The sequence below is a fragment of the Palleronia sediminis genome, assembly GCF_004358695.1.
In the GTDB taxonomy this organism is placed as follows: Bacteria; Pseudomonadota; Alphaproteobacteria; order Rhodobacterales; family Rhodobacteraceae; genus Palleronia; species Palleronia sediminis.
In genome coordinates, this window is record NZ_SNAA01000006.1 from 112,973 (window position 1) to 128,497 (window position 15,525).

Annotated in this window: 13 protein-coding genes; 6 read left to right on the forward strand and 7 right to left on the reverse strand. The window is 66.8% G+C overall.

The window, feature by feature from the left end; genetic code table 11:
* Positions 1-35: 35 nt before the first annotated feature.
* Positions 36-752 (reverse strand): GntR family transcriptional regulator, encoded by a 717-nt coding sequence (locus E2L08_RS07435; RefSeq protein ID WP_133396438.1) that lies wholly within the window; start codon positions 750-752, stop codon positions 36-38.
* A 235-nt stretch (positions 753-987) separates the two neighbouring features.
* On the opposite strand from E2L08_RS07435, the gene E2L08_RS07440 reads away from it, so the two are divergent.
* From E2L08_RS07440 to E2L08_RS07455, 4 genes are all read left to right on the forward strand, one after another.
* Positions 988-1,530 (forward strand): hydrolase, encoded by a 543-nt coding sequence (locus tag E2L08_RS07440; protein ID WP_133396439.1) that lies wholly within the window; start codon positions 988-990, stop codon positions 1,528-1,530.
* A gap of 36 nt (positions 1,531-1,566) precedes the next feature.
* A complete protein-coding gene (gene sucC / locus E2L08_RS07445; RefSeq protein WP_133396440.1) occupies positions 1,567-2,760 on the forward strand; it encodes an ADP-forming succinate--CoA ligase subunit beta in 1,194 nt (397 codons plus the stop codon).
* 4 nt (positions 2,761-2,764) lie between these two features.
* On the forward strand, positions 2,765-3,664 hold the full coding sequence (sucD, locus tag E2L08_RS07450) for a succinate--CoA ligase subunit alpha (RefSeq protein WP_133396441.1): 900 nt from the start codon (positions 2,765-2,767) through the stop codon (positions 3,662-3,664).
* A 133-nt stretch (positions 3,665-3,797) separates the two neighbouring features.
* Complete coding sequence (locus E2L08_RS07455) at positions 3,798-4,784, forward strand: NAD(P)H-quinone oxidoreductase (RefSeq protein WP_133396442.1); 987 nt, start codon at positions 3,798-3,800, stop codon at positions 4,782-4,784.
* A gap of 49 nt (positions 4,785-4,833) precedes the next feature.
* Here the strand turns inward: E2L08_RS07455 and fdhF are convergent, their stop codons facing one another.
* The 3 genes from fdhF to msrA all read right to left on the reverse strand — a co-directional run bounded on the left by fdhF (position 4,834) and on the right by msrA (position 10,332).
* Positions 4,834-7,752, reverse strand: coding sequence for a formate dehydrogenase subunit alpha (fdhF, locus tag E2L08_RS07460; RefSeq protein WP_133396443.1), 2,919 nt, complete (start codon positions 7,750-7,752; stop codon positions 4,834-4,836).
* Positions 7,749-9,437 (reverse strand): NAD(P)H-dependent oxidoreductase subunit E, encoded by a 1,689-nt coding sequence (locus E2L08_RS07465; RefSeq protein WP_133396444.1) that lies wholly within the window; start codon positions 9,435-9,437, stop codon positions 7,749-7,751. The genes fdhF and E2L08_RS07465 overlap by 4 nt, the downstream gene beginning before the upstream one ends.
* Before the next feature lie 271 nt (positions 9,438-9,708).
* Positions 9,709-10,332 carry a peptide-methionine (S)-S-oxide reductase MsrA gene (gene msrA / locus E2L08_RS07470; protein ID WP_133396445.1) on the reverse strand — a complete coding sequence of 208 codons (624 nt, stop codon included), beginning with the start codon at positions 10,330-10,332 and terminating at the stop codon, positions 9,709-9,711.
* Between the two features lie 136 nt (positions 10,333-10,468).
* Here msrA and E2L08_RS07475 point away from each other — a divergent pair, with 136 nt between their 5' ends.
* Positions 10,469-11,365: an aminotransferase class IV gene (locus E2L08_RS07475; protein WP_133396446.1), complete on the forward strand. Its 897-nt coding sequence runs from the start codon at positions 10,469-10,471 to the stop codon at positions 11,363-11,365.
* Positions 11,362-12,051: a sulfotransferase-like domain-containing protein gene (locus tag E2L08_RS07480; RefSeq protein WP_133396447.1), complete on the forward strand. Its 690-nt coding sequence runs from the start codon at positions 11,362-11,364 to the stop codon at positions 12,049-12,051. Before E2L08_RS07475 ends, E2L08_RS07480 begins: the two co-directional genes overlap by 4 nt.
* Positions 12,052-12,088: 37 nt before the next feature.
* Here the strand turns inward: E2L08_RS07480 and E2L08_RS07485 are convergent, their stop codons facing one another.
* The 3 genes from E2L08_RS07485 to E2L08_RS07495 are packed head-to-tail and all read right to left on the reverse strand — an operon-like array spanning position 12,089 to position 15,410.
* Positions 12,089-12,826 (reverse strand): SDR family NAD(P)-dependent oxidoreductase, encoded by a 738-nt coding sequence (locus tag E2L08_RS07485; protein WP_133396448.1) that lies wholly within the window; start codon positions 12,824-12,826, stop codon positions 12,089-12,091.
* Between the two features lie 46 nt (positions 12,827-12,872).
* Positions 12,873-14,120, reverse strand: coding sequence for a cytosine deaminase (codA, locus tag E2L08_RS07490; RefSeq protein ID WP_133396449.1), 1,248 nt, complete (start codon positions 14,118-14,120; stop codon positions 12,873-12,875).
* Positions 14,121-14,168: 48 nt separating this feature from the next.
* On the reverse strand, positions 14,169-15,410 hold the full coding sequence (locus E2L08_RS07495; RefSeq protein WP_206076984.1) for an MFS transporter: 1,242 nt from the start codon (positions 15,408-15,410) through the stop codon (positions 14,169-14,171).
* Positions 15,411-15,525 lie beyond the last annotated feature (115 nt).

Consider the following 15,525-nt stretch of genomic DNA (forward strand, 5'->3'; position numbering starts at 1 on the left):
TCGTGATGATGCAATCGGCCCGCGACCCAGGGGGGTCAGCCGGACCCCTCCCTTTCCTGCGGCGCCTGTTCGAGGCGCGGCCATGTCTCGGCGATATGGCTGTGCAGCTTCATCGTGTGTTCGCGCACCAGCCGCGCCGAAAGATCGGGGTCGCGGGATTCGAGCGCGTCGATGATCTCGAGGTGGTCGCCGACCGAACGGATGGCGCGGTCGGCCTCGGTCAGGGCACGGCGGCGCACGGCAAGCATGTGGGCGAACAGCCCGTCCGCCGTGGTGCGCAGCAGGCTGCACCCCGACAGGTCCAGAATGTGCTGGTGGAACGCGATGTTCGCACGACCGTAGGCCTCGTAATCGCCGCGCCGCGCCTCGTCGCTATGGGCCATGGCCGACTTGCGCAGCGCGCGCAGATCGGCGGGCGTCGCCCGTTCCGCCGCAAGGCGGGCCGCCATGCATTCGAGCGCGGCCCAGGTCACGATCATCTCGAGGATCTCGTCGAGTGACTTGCGCTTTACGAACGCGCCCTTGCGCGGGACGATCTCGACCAGCCCCTCCTGCGCCAGCCGCACCAGCGCCTCGCGGATCGGCGTCCGCGATATGCCGAGCTGCATGGCGATGCTGCGCTCGTCGAGGCGCAGGTCGGTCGCGTCGTCATATATGTTCATGTCGAGGATCGCGGCGCGCAGGACGCCATAGGTATGATCCTTGAGGGTGAAGCTGGTCGAGATCGGGGCGAGCTTGCCGCTGATCGTCATCTGGCCTGCCTCCCCCTGTTGCGAGTCCCGAGATCGCGGCGTCGAATCTGCGTCGCCGTATCTGTTATGTGGTATACCATACACCTGCTGGATCATGCGTCAATCTATCCGATGCACCTTGGCGGCATCCGGTTTTCCGTGAAATACAACGGTCGAGGACCGCCATGCTTGACCGGTTTTGGTATGTGGTATACCAAAAAGCTTAAAGGCAAGCCCGCTCCGAAAGGATTCCGCAGTGTTGATCAGGGCCCGTGATTCGGCGCTTGTCGTCATCGACATGCAGGAGCGGCTCGTTCCCGCGATGCTGGCGCCGGCGCGAACCCTGCGAAACGCCGCCCTGCTGGTCGAGGCCGCCCGCGAAATGGATGTGCCGGTCCTGCTTACCGAACAATATCCCGCCGGTCTCGGCCGCACGGTCAAGGAACTCGCCGCTGCGGCCGAGGGCTATCCGGTCTTCGAAAAGGTCCATTTCTCCTGCATGGAAGACGGCGATTTCGCCGCCGCCATCAAGGCGCTGGACCGCCGCCAGATCGTGCTCGCCGGGATGGAGGCGCATATCTGCGTCGTCCAGACCGCCGCCAGCCTGCTCGAACAGGGCTACGAGGTGTTCGTGGCCTCGGACGCGACCGCGTCGCGCACTGCCGAGAGCGAAGCTGCCTGCCTTCATCGGCTCAGCGCCGCCGGCGCGGGGATAGTGACGAGCGAGATGGTGGTGTTCGAATGGCTCGGCCGGGCCGGCACACCGGCCTTCAAGAAGATCCTTCCACGGATAAAATGACGAAAAACGCATGGCTACTGGGGGACGACACGACAGATGAACATTCATGAATATCAGGCCAAGGAAGTCCTGGCCTCGTTCGGCGCGCCGGTCGCCAAGGGGGTGGCGATCACCTCGGCCGACGAGGCGGACTCGGCCATCGCGAGCTTGCCGGGCCCTGTCTGGGTGGTGAAATCGCAGATCCACGCCGGCGGGCGCGGCAAGGGGCGGTTCAAGGAGCTGGGCGACGACGCCAAGGGCGGCGTCCGGGTGTCGTTCTCGCCCGAGGAAGCCCGCGCCAATGTCGACGAGATGCTGGGCAACACCCTCGTCACCAAGCAGACCGGCCCCGCGGGCAAGCAGGTCAACCGCCTCTATATCGAGGATGGCGCCGATATCGCGCGCGAGCTCTATTGCTCGGTCCTGGTCAATCGCGAGACGGGCAAGGTGTCGTTCGTCGCCTCGACCGAGGGCGGCATGGACATCGAGACCGTCGCCGAGGAAACGCCCGACAAGATCCACACGATCGACGTCGAGCCGTCGCAGGGCGTGACCGCCGAAACGGTGCAAGCGCTCGTTCAGGCGTTCGAGCTTGAGGGGCAGGCGGCCAGCCAGGCCGAGGACCTGTTCCCCGCGCTTTACCGCGCCTTCACCGAAACCGACATGAGCCTGCTCGAGATCAACCCGCTGGTCGTTCTCAAGGACGGTGCGCTGCGGGTGCTCGACGCCAAGGTGTCCTTCGACGACAACGCGAGCTTCCGCCAGGAAGGTCTGCAAAAGTATCGCGACCTCACCGAGGAAGACGAGAAGGAGATCGAGGCCTCCAAGCACGATCTGGCCTATGTCGCGCTCGACGGCGATATCGGCTGCATGGTGAACGGCGCCGGGCTGGCCATGGCGACCATGGACATCATCAAGCTCTACGGTGCCGAACCCGCGAACTTTCTCGACGTGGGCGGCGGCGCCAGCAAGGAAAAGGTGACGGCCGCCTTCAAGATCATCACCGCCGATCCCGCCGTGAAAGGCATCCTCGTCAACATCTTCGGCGGCATCATGCGCTGCGACGTGATCGCCGAGGGTGTCGTGGCCGCCGTCAAGGAGGTCGGGCTTAAGGTTCCGCTCGTCGTCCGGCTCGAGGGCACCAAGGTCGACGAGGGCAAGGCGATCCTCAACGAAAGCGGGCTCGATGTGGTGGCGGCCGACGATCTCGACGACGCCGCCCAGAAGATCGTCAAGGCGGTGAAAGGCTGATCCCATGTCAATCATGATCGACAAGAACACCAAGGTCATCGTGCAGGGCCTGACCGGCAAGACCGGCAGCTTTCACACCGAGCAGGCGCTGGCCTATCACGGCACGCAGATGGTCGCGGGCACCCACCCCAAGAAGGGCGGGCAGAACTGGACCGGATCGAACGGCGAGACACTGCCGATCTATGCCACCGTTGGCGACGCGAAAGAGGCCACCGGCGCCAATGCCAGCGTCATCTACGTCCCGCCCGGCGGCTGCGCGGCCGCTATCGAGGAAGCCATCGACGCCGAGATCGAGCTGATCGTCGCCATCACCGAGGGTGTGCCCGTGCTGGACATGGTGCGCGTCAAGGACAAGCTGTCGCGGTCGAAATCGCGCCTGCTGGGGCCGAACTGCCCCGGCGTGCTGACGCCCGAAGAATGCAAGATCGGGATCATGCCGGGCTCGATCTTCAAGAAGGGCAGCGTCGGTATCCTGTCGCGCTCGGGCACGTTGACCTACGAGGCGGTGTTCCAGACTAGCCAAGCCGGGCTCGGCCAGACGACGGCGGTCGGGATCGGCGGCGACCCGGTCAAGGGGACCGAGTTCATCGACGTGCTCGAGATGTTCCTCGCCGACGATGCCACGGAAAGCATCATCATGATCGGCGAGATCGGCGGATCGGCCGAAGAGGATGCCGCGCAATTCCTGATCGACGAGGCGAAAAAGGGCCGCAAGAAACCCGTCGTCGGGTTCATCGCGGGGCGCACCGCGCCTCCGGGGCGGACGATGGGCCATGCCGGCGCGGTGATCTCGGGCGGCAAGGGCGGCGCCGAGGACAAGATCGACGCGATGGAGCGCGCGGGCATCCGCGTCTCGCCCTCCCCGGCCAAGCTGGGCGAAACGCTGGTCGACCTGCTGGGCTGAACAGGCCGCGGAACGGAACGGAGCGGGGGCGGGGCATCGGCGAATGCCCCGCCCCTTTCCATCTGCGCGCCCCGCTTGCCATCGTGGCGGGGGCGCGAGACCTTGTTGCAACCGACGAACCGAAGGACAGGCCATGCCCGACACGATCCCCGACACCATGCCCACCATCGAGATCGCCAGCCCCGGCGGCCCCGAGGCGCTGACGCCCGGCGAACGCCCCGTGCCGCAGCCGGCCGCCCACGAGGTGCTGATCCGCATCGCGGCCGCCGGGGTGAACGGCCCCGACATGATGCAGCGCAAGGGGCTCTACCCGCCGCCCAAGGGCGCGTCGGACCTGCTGGGGCTCGAGGTGTCGGGCAAGATCGTGGCCGTCGGATCGGATGTCCAGGGCCATGAGCCGGGCGACATGGTGTGCGCGCTGACCAATGGCGGCGGCTATGCGGGGTTCGTGGCCGTCGATGCGCGGCACTGCCTGCCGATCCCCGAGGGGGTCGACACGGTCGATGCCGCGGGCCTGTGCGAGACCTTCTTTACCGTGTGGAGCAACTGTTTCCACAAGCAGGACCGCAGCGGCGGGACGTTCCTCGTGCATGGCGGGGCCGGGGGGATTGGGGCGACGGCGATCCAGCTCGGGGCGGCGATGGGGATGCGCGTGCTGGCCACCTGCGCCGCCGACGATGCCGATTTCGTCACCGGGCTCGGCGCCGAGCGGGCCATCGATTATCGTGACGAGGATTTCGTCGCCATCGCCCGCGAGGCGGGCGGGGCCGACCTGATCCTCGATATCATCGGGGGCGACTACATCGCGCGCAACATCAAGGCGGCAAAGGCAGACGCGCGGATGGTGCAGCTTGCCTTCAACAAGGGCTCACGGGTCGAGATCGACCTGATGCCGGTCATGCTCAAACGGCTGACCTATACCGGCTCGACCCTGCGCAGCCGTCCCGACGCCTTCAAGGCGGCCATCGCGGCCGATCTGCGGGAAAAGGTCTGGCCGATGTTCGCCGATGGGCGCCTGCGGGCGACCACCCATGCAACTTATCCGCTGGCCCAAGCCGCCGACGCCCATCGCGAGATGGAATCCGGCGGGCATCGCGGCAAGATCCTGCTGCGACCCTGAAACCGGCGCGGCGCGGGGGGCGGCTGACCTCCCGCGCCGAAAGTTGCCGCTATTCGGCCGCCTCGCGCATGGACGCGGCCGAGATCCGGGCGGCGCAGAACTTGAACTCGGGGATCTTGCCGTAAGGGTCGAGCATCGGGTTCGTCAGCCGGTTCGCCGGGCTTTCGTTGAAGCAGAACGGCACGAAGATCATGCCATCCGCGACCTCGCGATCTGCCCTGAGCACCGCCTCGATCGTGCCGCGCCGCGTCTCGACCGAGACGGTCGAGCCTTCTTTCAGGCCCTGCCGCGCGATCTCTCGCGGGTTCATGGCCGCGATGCCCTCGGGCTCGATCGCGTCGAGCACCTCGGCCCGGCGCGTCATGGCGCCCGTGTGCCAATGCTCCAGCAGGCGACCGGTCGTCAGGATCATCGGGAACTCGTCATCCGGCACCTCGTCGGGGGCGCGCAGGTCGGCCGGAACGATCCGTCCCCGTCCGTCCGCCGTGGGGAAACGGTCGTCGAACACGACCCACTGTTCCTCGCCATCGGGTTTCGAGGGGTAGGTGACGCTTTCGCTGGCCTCGAGCCGCTCCCACGGGATGTAGTCGAGCGACGGCATGACCTGCCGCATTTCCTCGTAGACATCCGCCACCCCGTCATAGGACCAGTCGAGCCCCGAGCGGTTCGCCAACTCGACGATCAACTCCCAGTCCTGTCGGGCCTCGCCGGGCATGTCGAGCGCGGGTCGCCCAATCTGGACCTGGCGGTTGGTGTTGGAATAGGTCCCCAGCTTTTCGGCATGGGCCGAGGCCGGCAGGACCACATCGGCATGCCACGCCGTTTCCGTAAGGAAAATATCCTGCACCACGAGGTGTTCGAGCTTGGCCAGCGCGGCACGGGCGTGGATCTGGTCGGGGTCCGACATGGCCGGGTTCTCGCCCATGATATACATGCCGCGGATCTCGCCCTCGTGGATGGCGTCGATGATCTCGACCACCGTCAGGCCCTTTTTCGGGTCGAGCGGGCGGCCCCAGAAATCCTCCATCTCGGCGCGGATGTCGGGCGTCTCGACGGGGCGGTAATCGGGATACATCATCGGGATCAGACCCGCATCGGATGCGCCCTGCACGTTGTTCTGGCCGCGCAGCGGGTGCAGCCCCGTACCGGGCCGTCCGACATGCCCGGTGATCAGCGCCAGCGCGATCAGGCACCGCGAATTGTCGGTGCCGTGCGTGTGCTGGCTGACGCCCATCCCCCAGAAGATGATCGAGCGTTCGGCCGTCGCATAGGTGCGCGCGACGTCGCGGATCGTCTCGGCCTCGATGCCGCAAACCTCGGCCATGGATTCGGGTGGGAAATCGGCGACCTTGGCCTTGAGCGCCTCGAACCCGTCGACATTGGCCTGGATATACTGCGCATCATAGAGCTTTTCCTCGATGATGACGTGCAGCATCGCGTTCAGCAGCGCGACATCGGTGCCCGCCTTGAACCGCAGCGGATGGCTTGCATGACGCATCAGATCCTGGCCGCGGGGGTCCATGACGATCAGCTTGGTGCCGCGCTTGGCCGCCTGTTTCAGATAGGTGGCCGCGACGGGGTGGTTGGTCGCCGGGCGGGCCCCGATCACGATGACGCAATCCGATTGCAGCGCGTCCATGAACGGCGCAGACACCGCGCCCGATCCGACCCCTTCGAGAAGGGCCGCGACCGAGGAGGCATGGCAGAGCCGGGTGCAGTGGTCGACATTGTTCGTGCCGAAGCCCTGGCGGATGAACTTCTGGAACAGGTAGGCCTCTTCGTTCGAGCCCTTGGCCGAGCCGAAGCCCGCCAGCGCCCCGCCGCCATGGGTGTCGCGGATCGAGACGAGCCCGCCCGCCGCGCGCTCCATCGCCTCTTCCCACGTCGCTTCGCGGAAGATATCGAGCGGGTCCATGAACCGCATGTCGGCATCGCCGCGCTTGGGCGCGTCTTCGCGGCGGATCAGCGGCTTGGTCAGCCGTTCCTTGGACATGGCGTAATCGTATCCGAACCGCCCCTTGACGCAGAGCCGGTTCTCGTTCGCCGGGCCGTCGCGCCCGTCGACCAGGACGATCTTGTTGTCCTTGGTATAGACCTTGGTCTGGCACCCGACGCCGCAGAACGGGCAGACCGAGTCGGTGACGCGGTCGAACTCGGTCACGGTGCGGGTGCGTGCATCGGCATCCATCAGCGTCTTTTCGAACAGCGCGCCGGTGGGGCAGGCCTGAACGCATTCGCCGCAGGTCACGCAGGTCGAGTGGCCCATCGGGTCATGGATATCGAAGACGGGGATCGCGTGGTGCCCGCGCTCGGCCATGCCGAGAACGTCGTTCACCTGCACCTCGCGGCAGGCGCGGACGCACAGGTTGCAGGCGATGCAGGCGTCGAGATTGACGGCGATCGCGGGGTTGGTCACGTCGTGGATCCCCGGCGTCGCATCGTTGGCGGCATCGCGGTCCAGCCCGTCGAACTTGGATGGCAGCCGGTCCGAGCCGGCGATTCCGAAATCGGCCGCCCAGGTCCAGAAGGGCGATTGCGGGTCGGGGCCTTCCTGCGGGGCCGGCATGTCGGCGGCCAGCATCTCGAAAACCATCTCCTGCGCCTTCTTCGCGCGCTGGGTGGCGGTATGCACGACCATGCCCTCGGCCACGGGGCGACGGCACGAGGCGGCGAGCACGCGCTCGCCCTCGACCTCGACCATGCAGGCGCGGCAGTTGCCATCGGCGCGGTAGCCGGGCTTGTCGAGGTGGCACAGATGCGGAATGCGCGTGCCCTCGCGCTTGGCCACGGCCCAGATCGTGTCGCCGGGCATCGCGGTCACCTCGCGCCCGTCGAGTTGGAAGGTGACGGGTTTCACGTCGGTCTCGAGCCGGTCGGCATGGCCGCCGGCCGCGCGGCCCCCGTCGAGCGCGGCGCTGCGCCCCTTGGCGTTGTCGGGCAGGCGGGTGGTCTTGTTGGACGGGCTCATTTCAGGTCCTCCCGGAAATGGGTCAGCAGGTGGTTCACCGGGTTGGGCGCCGCCTGGCCGAGGCCGCAGATGCTGGCATCGCGCATCACCTGCTCGATATCGCGGATCGCCTCTTCGTCGAGGGGGCCTTGCGTGCGCAACAGCTTGCCCAGCTTTTCGGTGCCGCTGCGGCAGGGCGTGCACTGGCCGCAGCTTTCATGGGTAAAGAAATCCAGCAGGTTCAGCGCCACGTCGCGCATGTTGTCCTTGTCCGAGAACACGACGATGGCATGCGATCCGACAAAGCTGCCGAGCTCGGCCAGCCGCCCGCCGAAATCGAGCGGCACGTCCGCCTCGCTTGCCGGCAGGATGCCGCCCGAGGCGCCGCCGGGCAGATAGGCCTTGAAGCTGTGCCCCTCGGCCATGCCGCCACAATGATCCTCGATCAGTTCGCGGATGGTCACACCCGCGGGGGCGAGTTTCACGCCGGGGTTCCTGACCCGGCCAGAGACCGACCACGACCGCATCCCCGGATGGCCCTCGCGCCCCTGGGAGGCGAACCATTCCGGCCCCTTTTCCAGCACCTTGGGCACCCAGTAGAGCGTTTCGACATTGTTGTTGAGGGTGGGGCGGCCGAACAGGCCGACCTCGGCGATGAAGGGCGGGCGATGGCGCGGCAGGCCGCGCTTGCCCTCGATCGATTCGATCATCGCGCTTTCCTCGCCGCAGATATAGGCCCCGGCGCCGCGGCGAAGTTCGAAAAAGCCCGGCTCGGAGATGCCCGCCGCCTCGAGCGCGGCGATCTCGTCGCGCAGGATCTGCAGGACGGCCGGGTATTCGTCGCGCATGTAGACATAGCACCGCTCGGCGCCGACGACATGCGCGCCGATCAACGCGCCCTCGAACATCGGGTGGGGGTCGCGTTCGAGGTGATAGCGGTCCTTGAAGGTGCCGGGCTCGCCCTCGTCGCCATTGATGGTCATCAGCCGGGGCGCCGGGTAGGCCCGCACGAAGCCCCATTTCTTGCCGGTCGGAAAGCCCGCGCCGCCGAGCCCGCGCAGCGAGGCCGATCCGAGCCGGTCCAGAACCTCCTGATGGGTCAGCTCGCCGGACTTCACCCGATCCCACATGGTATAGCCGCCTTCGGCGCGATAGGCGTCGAGCGTCTTGTAGTCGGGACGCCGCACCCCCGTGTCGCCCGAAGCCGCCATCGCGAGCAGCCCCTCGGCCGTCGCATGACCGACCTCGCGGTCGCCGATGCGCGCCGCCGGGGCGACGTCGCAGCCGCCCATGCAGGGGGCGCGCAGGACGCGGATGCGTTCAGGGTCGGCGCCGGCCTCGAGCTCGGCGATCAGGGTTTCGGCGCCCGCGATCATGCACGATACCGAATCGCAGACCCGGATGGTCAGCGCGGGCGGCACCGAATCGCCCTGTTTCACCACGTCGAAATGATCGTAGAACGACGCGACCTCGTAGATTTCCACCTGCGACAGGCGCATTTCCTCGGCCAGCGCGCGGATATGGGCGTCCGAGAGGCAGCGGAACTCGTCCTGGACGAGATGCAGGAACTCGATCAGCAGGTCGCGGTTGCGAGGCCTGTCGCCCAACAGCCGTTGCACATCGGCCAGCGCGGCATCGTCGAGCTGCCGCCCCTTGGGCAGGCCGGATTTGCGCTTGCGCGGGCGGTCTGGGATCGTGTCGAACATGCTCGGGCCTCCCTGGCGAATGTCACGGCATCATGTCCACGGCGAACGGGGCAAGACTGATGCCCCCGCATGACCTGCGGCAATATGATGAACTGGTGTGGAACCGGTCTTATGTCGGCACTCAGGTGTTGCCGAAACCGTGTTCCCGTCGGGAGCCCTGTCCGATGGTATTAGATATACCAGAGACGCGTCGCGAAACAAGTCAAACTCGAGCCGCCGGCGATCCGCACGCGACATCCGCCCGGCCGAAAGCGACCGGGCGGTGCGTTCTTCACTTTGCGAAAGGCGCCGCGTCGCCCCAGACCTCGCGCACGCGGCGGTCGCGTCCGCAGCCTTCGCGGTATCGCTTGTAGGCGACCGATTTCGGCACGCCGATTCCCACCGACGAAAAGGCGATGCGATCCTCGCTCTTGTAATAGTCCTGGTGATATTCGCCGACCGGGTAGAACTCGGTCGTGTCGCGCACCGGGGTCACGATGTCGCGGCCGAGGGCGCGCTCGGCCTCGGCCACGGCCTGCTCGGCTGCCTGCCGCTGCTCGGGCGTTTCGGTATAGATCGCCGTCGTGTATTCGAGCCCGCGATCGCAGAACTGCCCGCCCGCATCGAGCGGGTCGATCGAGCGCAGGAACAGGTCGTAGATCTCGCGATAGCTGATGACCTCGTCGTCGAAAGGCACCTTGGCAGCTTCGATATGGTCGCCGGAATCGCCGTAGGAGGGGTTCGGGGTCGTGCCCCCCATGAAGCCCGAGATCACGTCGCCGACGCCCTCGACCCCCTCGAAATCGGCCTCGACGCACCAGAAGCAGCCGCCCGACAGGTAGGCGGTCTGTTGCGCGGCCAGCGCAGGCCAGGCCGACAGCGCCAGGGCCGTCGTGAGAAGCGTGGTTTTCAGCATGGTTCATCTCCTTTTGCCTGCGGAATGTGAGGCGCGGGGCCGCCCTGTCCAAGTCACCTCGGCGTGAGTGACGCGACCGTGACCCGCGCGGCGCGGGCGGCTTGCACCCGGCGCTGCTTTGGACAATTCCTGCCGCATGACCACGCATGACGCCCTCGAGGACCCGCGCAACGCCGACATCCGCATCTGGGTGAACGGCCAACTGAAACATCGCGACGCGGCCGTGGTCAGCGTCTACGATTCCGGCTTCATGCTCGGCGATGGCGTCTGGGAGGGGCTGCGGCTCTATAACGGGCGCTGGGCGTTCCGCGACGAACATCTCGCCCGCCTGTTCGAGGCCGCCAAGGCCATCGACCTCGATATCGGGATGACCCCGGCCGAGGTGGCCGAGGCGCTCGACCAGACCGCGCAGGCCAACGGTATGACGGGCGACGCCCATGCCCGGCTGATGGTGACGCGCGGCCCCAAATCGCGCCCGTTCCAGCATCCGGCCCTGTCGCGGCAGGGGCCGACCGTCGTCATCATCGCCGAACATTCGGTCCCCGTCGCCGGGGCGCCCAAGCGGCTGGCGACGGTGCCGCATCTGCGCGGGCTGCCGATGACGCAGGATCCCAAGCTGAACTCCCATTCCAAGCTGAACTGCATCCTCGCCGCCATCGCCGCCGACAAGGCCGGGGCGGACGAGGCGTTGATGCTGGACCTGCACGGGTTCGTCAGCACGACCAACTCGTGCAACTTCTTCATCGTGCGGCGGGGCGAGGTTTGGACCTCGACCGGCGATTACTGCATGAACGGGATCACCCGGCAGAAGGTCATCGACCTGTGCCGGGCCGAGGGCATCCCGGTGTTCGAGCGCAACTTTTCGCTGGTCGACGCCTATGGCGCCGACGAAGCTTTCATGACCGGGACTTTCGGCGCGCAGACCCCGGTGGCCGAGATCGACGGCCGCCGCATCGGCTCGGGCGAGCTCGGCCCCGTCACGACCCGTCTGCGCGATCTCTATGCCGCGCTCGTGAAAAAGGACACCGCGTGAGGATCGCCGCCTGGTCGGGGCCGCGCAACCTGTCGACTGCGATGATGTACGCCTTTGCCGCGCGGGGCGATTGCGCCGTGCGGGACGAACCCTTTTACGGGCCCTACCTGGCGGCGACGGGGCTCGACCATCCGATGCGTGCCGAGACCATCGCCGCGCAAGGGTCCGATTTCGGCGCGGTGGCCGACGGGATCGGCGGGGACGAGGCGCCGCATCTCTATCTCAAGCTGATGGCCCATCACATGATCGACGGCGCACCGCTGGGCTGGGCCGAGGGGATGACCCATCTTTACCTGATCCGTCATCCGGCCCGTGTCGTCGCGAGCTATGCGGCCAAGCGCGAACGCCCGACGCTGGACGACCTGGGCTTTGCCCGGCAGGTCGAGCTGTTCGACCGGTTCGGCGGCGTTGTGATCGATTCGGCCGATATCCGCGCCGACCCGCCCGCGATGCTGCGACGGCTATGCGCGGCGCTGGGCCTGCCGTTTCGCGAGACGATGACCGCGTGGGCACCGGGGGCGCGCGCATTCGACGGGCCGTGGGCGCCGCATTGGTACAATGCCGTCCACCGCTCGACCGGCTTTGCCGCGGCCGAGGGGCCGCTGCCCGAGCTGACCGGGCCGCTCGCCGATCTCGCCGAGGCCGCGATGCCCTATTACGACCGCCTCGCCACGCACCGGATCTGATCCGGCCGGGGGCATGATCGCGCCCTCGGCGCGCCGCTCACCGCAGCATCGTGCCGCCGCCATCGGCCATGACGGTCTGGCCGGTCATGTAGCGGCTGTCGTCGCCCAGCAGGAACGCGACAACGGGCGCGACGTCCTTTTGCGGGTCGCCCAGCCGGCCGAGGGGAACCTTGGCGGCGACCTCGTCATACTGGTCGGGATGGTCCTCTTTCCACTTGACGACCCCTTCGGTCAGGGCGAGCGGGCAGACGATGTTGACGCGGATTCCGTCCTCGGCCCATTCGTTGGCGGCCACGCGGCTCAGGCCCCGGATCGCCTCCTTGGCGGCGGCATAGGCGGCCTGGTTCGGCTGCCCGTTCAGCGCCGCACCCGAGCCGAAATTGACAATGGCGCCTTTGGTCTTGAGCAGCTCGGGATGCGCCGCCTTCATGAAGTTCAGCGTGCCGCGGAACCCGGTGTCGAAAGACAGTGCCCAATCCTCGGCCGTATGGTCGAGCAGCGGCTTTTGCCGCGACGCATGCGCGTTGTTGACGAGTCCGGTCAGCTTGCCGAACCGGTCCACCGCCATCTTCACGGCCTCGCGCGCCACATCCTCTTTCGAGATGTCGCCCTCCATGAAGGCGATCCGGTCGGGATCCGTGGCCGCGATGGCTTGCCCCGCCTCGGCGTCCAGGTCGACCGCAAGCACATGGGCGCCGCGGCTGGCGAGCTCCGTCGTGATGGCGCCGCCGATCCCGGCGGCGCCCCCTGTCACGATGACGACATGGTTTCTCATGTGTTACCTTTTCCTCTACCGATATGCTGATCGCGATGCCCCGCCGTCACGGCAGGTCAAGCGGGATCTCGAAACCCGGCTCGGGCCGCTTGAAGAGGTAGTCGCCGCCCCGGATCGAGGCGAGCACGTCCGCGCGCTGACGCACCGCGTCGAAAGGCGCCTCGGCATCGAGCACGAGGAAGTTGGCAGGCTTGCCAGTCTCGATTCCGTAATTGTCCTCGACGTTCATCGTCTTGGCACCGTTGACCGTGATTAGGTCAAGGCAGCGGCTCAACTGATCCATCGACATGGTCTGGGCAAGGTGGATGCCGTTGTCGAGAATGTTCATCAGGTTGCCGTTGCCCACCGGATACCACGGGTCGTTGATCGAGTCCTGCCCGAAGCAGACGTTGATTCCGCTTTCCCAGAACTCCTTGACGCGGGTGAGGCCGCGGCGCTTGGGGTAGCTGTCCTGACGGCCCTGGAGGTAGGCGTTCTCGGTGGGCAGCGAGATGAAGTTCATCCCCGATTTCTGGAACAGGCCCATCATGCGGAAGGCGTAGGCGTCGTCGGCCGAGCCGAACGAGCAGGTGTGGCTCGCGGTGGTGCGCGATCCGATCCCCTCCTTCATCGCGAGCGCGTTGAGAAGCTGCACATGCCGGCTCTGCGGGTCGTCGGTCTCGTCGCAATGCACGTCGATCAGCTTGTCGTACTTCATCGCAAGCTCGACGGTGCGGTGGACCGAGCGCTCGCCGATCTCGTAGGCCCATTCGAAATGCGGGATGGAGCCCACGCAGTCGGCGCCCATCTTCAGCGCCTCCTCGACCATCTCGTCGCCGCCCTCATAGGCGTACATCCCCTCCTGCGGGAACGCGACGATCTGGATGGTGATCTTGTCGGCCAGCTCCTCGCGCAGCTCCAGCATGGCCTTGAGCCCGGTCAGGTCGGGGTCGCACACGTCGATATGGGTGCGGATGAACTGCACGCCCCTAGAGACCTCCTCGCGGATGCCACTGAGGGCGCGTTCGCGGGCGTCCTCCTTGGTCTGGGTCTTCTTGACGTCGTGCCAGCGGGCGATGCCCTCGAAGAGCGTGCCGCTCTCGTTGGCCGCCCCCGGCCCGCTGCCGGTGTAGACGTAGTCGAGATGCAGGTGCGGATCGACGTAGGGCGGCACCAAGAGCCGTCCCTTCAGGTCGATGGTCTCGTCGGCGTCGGCAAGGTTCGTGCCGATCTCCTTGAAGACGCCGTTCTCGACAAGGATCTCGCAGGTCTCTTCGTGACGGCCATAGATCCGGGCATTGGTGAACTTCTTCATGGGAGGTCTCCTTTGAAAGGCGGAAAGGGGGGGCGAGACGCGTGCGGTTTAGGCCGACCGCAACGTCCGTCTCGACAGGAAGGCGACGATGGTGGCGAGCACGAAGCAGCCGAGCGACAGCCAGACCACGCCCGAGACGTTCGACGACCCCAGCAGCCCGTCGAGCAGCATCCCGCCGATCCAGGTGCCGACCATGATGGACAGGTTGAACACGCTCGATTGCACCGAGGTGGCCACGTCCTTGGCCTCGTCGATCTGCCGGCTGACGGCGGTCTGGTACATCGTCACCAGCGGCCCGAAGGCGAGGCCCCAAAGCAGGAAGCCCGCGACCGAGATCGTCGTGCTGTTCGGAAAGGCGAGGAACAGCGCCATCGCCCCTCCGCCCGCCGCCAGCGCCGTGACGATGAGGGGCCGCAGGTAGGCGTCGATATAGCGCGCCGACAGCACCACCGAGATCACCGAGCCGATGCCGAAGATCAGCAGCGCAAGCCCGATGCCGCCGGGCAGGTCGAGCCGCGCCACCAGCAGCGTGATGTAGGTATAGATGCCGTAATGCGCGACGACCGACAGAAAGGTCAGCAGGAGCACGATCAGGATCGTGGGCATTCGGATGATGGCCAGCGGCGAGTTGGTCTTGCTCATCCGTTCGCCGTCGACCGACGGCAGGAAGAACTGCACCAGCACGCCGATCGCCACCACGATAAGGCCAAGCACGACGAAAGACGTCCGCCAGCCGAAGGTGACGCCGATCGTGGTCATCACCGGCAGGCCGATGCTGATGCCCAGCGTGTTGCCCGCCATGATGACGGTGATGGCGCGGCCATGCATGTTCTCGGGCACCAGCCGCGTGCCGTAGGCGGCGATCATCGGCCACATCACGCCCGCGCAGATGCCGCCGAGAATACGGCTGGCAACGATGAGCGAATAGGAGTTCGCAAAGGCGACCACAATGTTGGAAACCGCAAACCCCGCGAGCAGCAGTTGCAGCAGCAGCTTGCGGTTGAGGGCCAGCGTCGCGCTGACCAGCGGGATGGCAAAGACCGCCGATGCCAGCGCGTAGACGCCACCAAAAAGCCCACGTCGCCCTCGTCGATGCCGAGGCTCGCGGCCATCTGCGGCAGGATGCCCGAGGGCACCAGCTCCGACAGGATGCCCACGAAGGTCACGCTCGACATCAGGCCGAAGACGAACCACGAGAAGGTCTGCCTCGCGCCGGGCGAGGTGGTGGCGGTCGTCGACATGCCCAGAACTCCCCGGCGCGGTGGCGCGCCGATCATCGCGGTGGGTCAACCGGGCCAACGGCCCCTTTTGCGCGGGGTTCCGGCACGGATGCCCGGTCGGCGGTATCGCGCCCACTCCGCCGCGGCGGACCGGTGGAGCGCGGGGGCTCGCCGCCCGGACCGCA

What these genes read in the sequence shown, in the direction of transcription:
- E2L08_RS07435 (WP_133396438.1), bottom strand. Translation starts at nt 752, where the DNA reads ATGACGATCAGCGGCAAGCTCGCCCCGATCTCGACCAGCTTCACCCTC.
- sucC (WP_133396440.1), top strand. Translation starts at nt 1,567, where the DNA reads ATGAACATTCATGAATATCAGGCCAAGGAAGTCCTGGCCTCGTTCGGC.
- sucD (WP_133396441.1), top strand. Translation starts at nt 2,765, where the DNA reads ATGTCAATCATGATCGACAAGAACACCAAGGTCATCGTGCAGGGCCTG.
- E2L08_RS07455 (WP_133396442.1), top strand. Translation starts at nt 3,798, where the DNA reads ATGCCCGACACGATCCCCGACACCATGCCCACCATCGAGATCGCCAGC.
- fdhF (WP_133396443.1), bottom strand. Translation starts at nt 7,752, where the DNA reads ATGAGCCCGTCCAACAAGACCACCCGCCTGCCCGACAACGCCAAGGGG.
- E2L08_RS07465 (WP_133396444.1), bottom strand. Translation starts at nt 9,437, where the DNA reads ATGTTCGACACGATCCCAGACCGCCCGCGCAAGCGCAAATCCGGCCTG.
- msrA (WP_133396445.1), bottom strand. Translation starts at nt 10,332, where the DNA reads ATGCTGAAAACCACGCTTCTCACGACGGCCCTGGCGCTGTCGGCCTGG.
- E2L08_RS07475 (WP_133396446.1), top strand. Translation starts at nt 10,469, where the DNA reads ATGACCACGCATGACGCCCTCGAGGACCCGCGCAACGCCGACATCCGC.
- E2L08_RS07485 (WP_133396448.1), bottom strand. Translation starts at nt 12,826, where the DNA reads ATGAGAAACCATGTCGTCATCGTGACAGGGGGCGCCGCCGGGATCGGC.
- codA (WP_133396449.1), bottom strand. Translation starts at nt 14,120, where the DNA reads ATGAAGAAGTTCACCAATGCCCGGATCTATGGCCGTCACGAAGAGACC.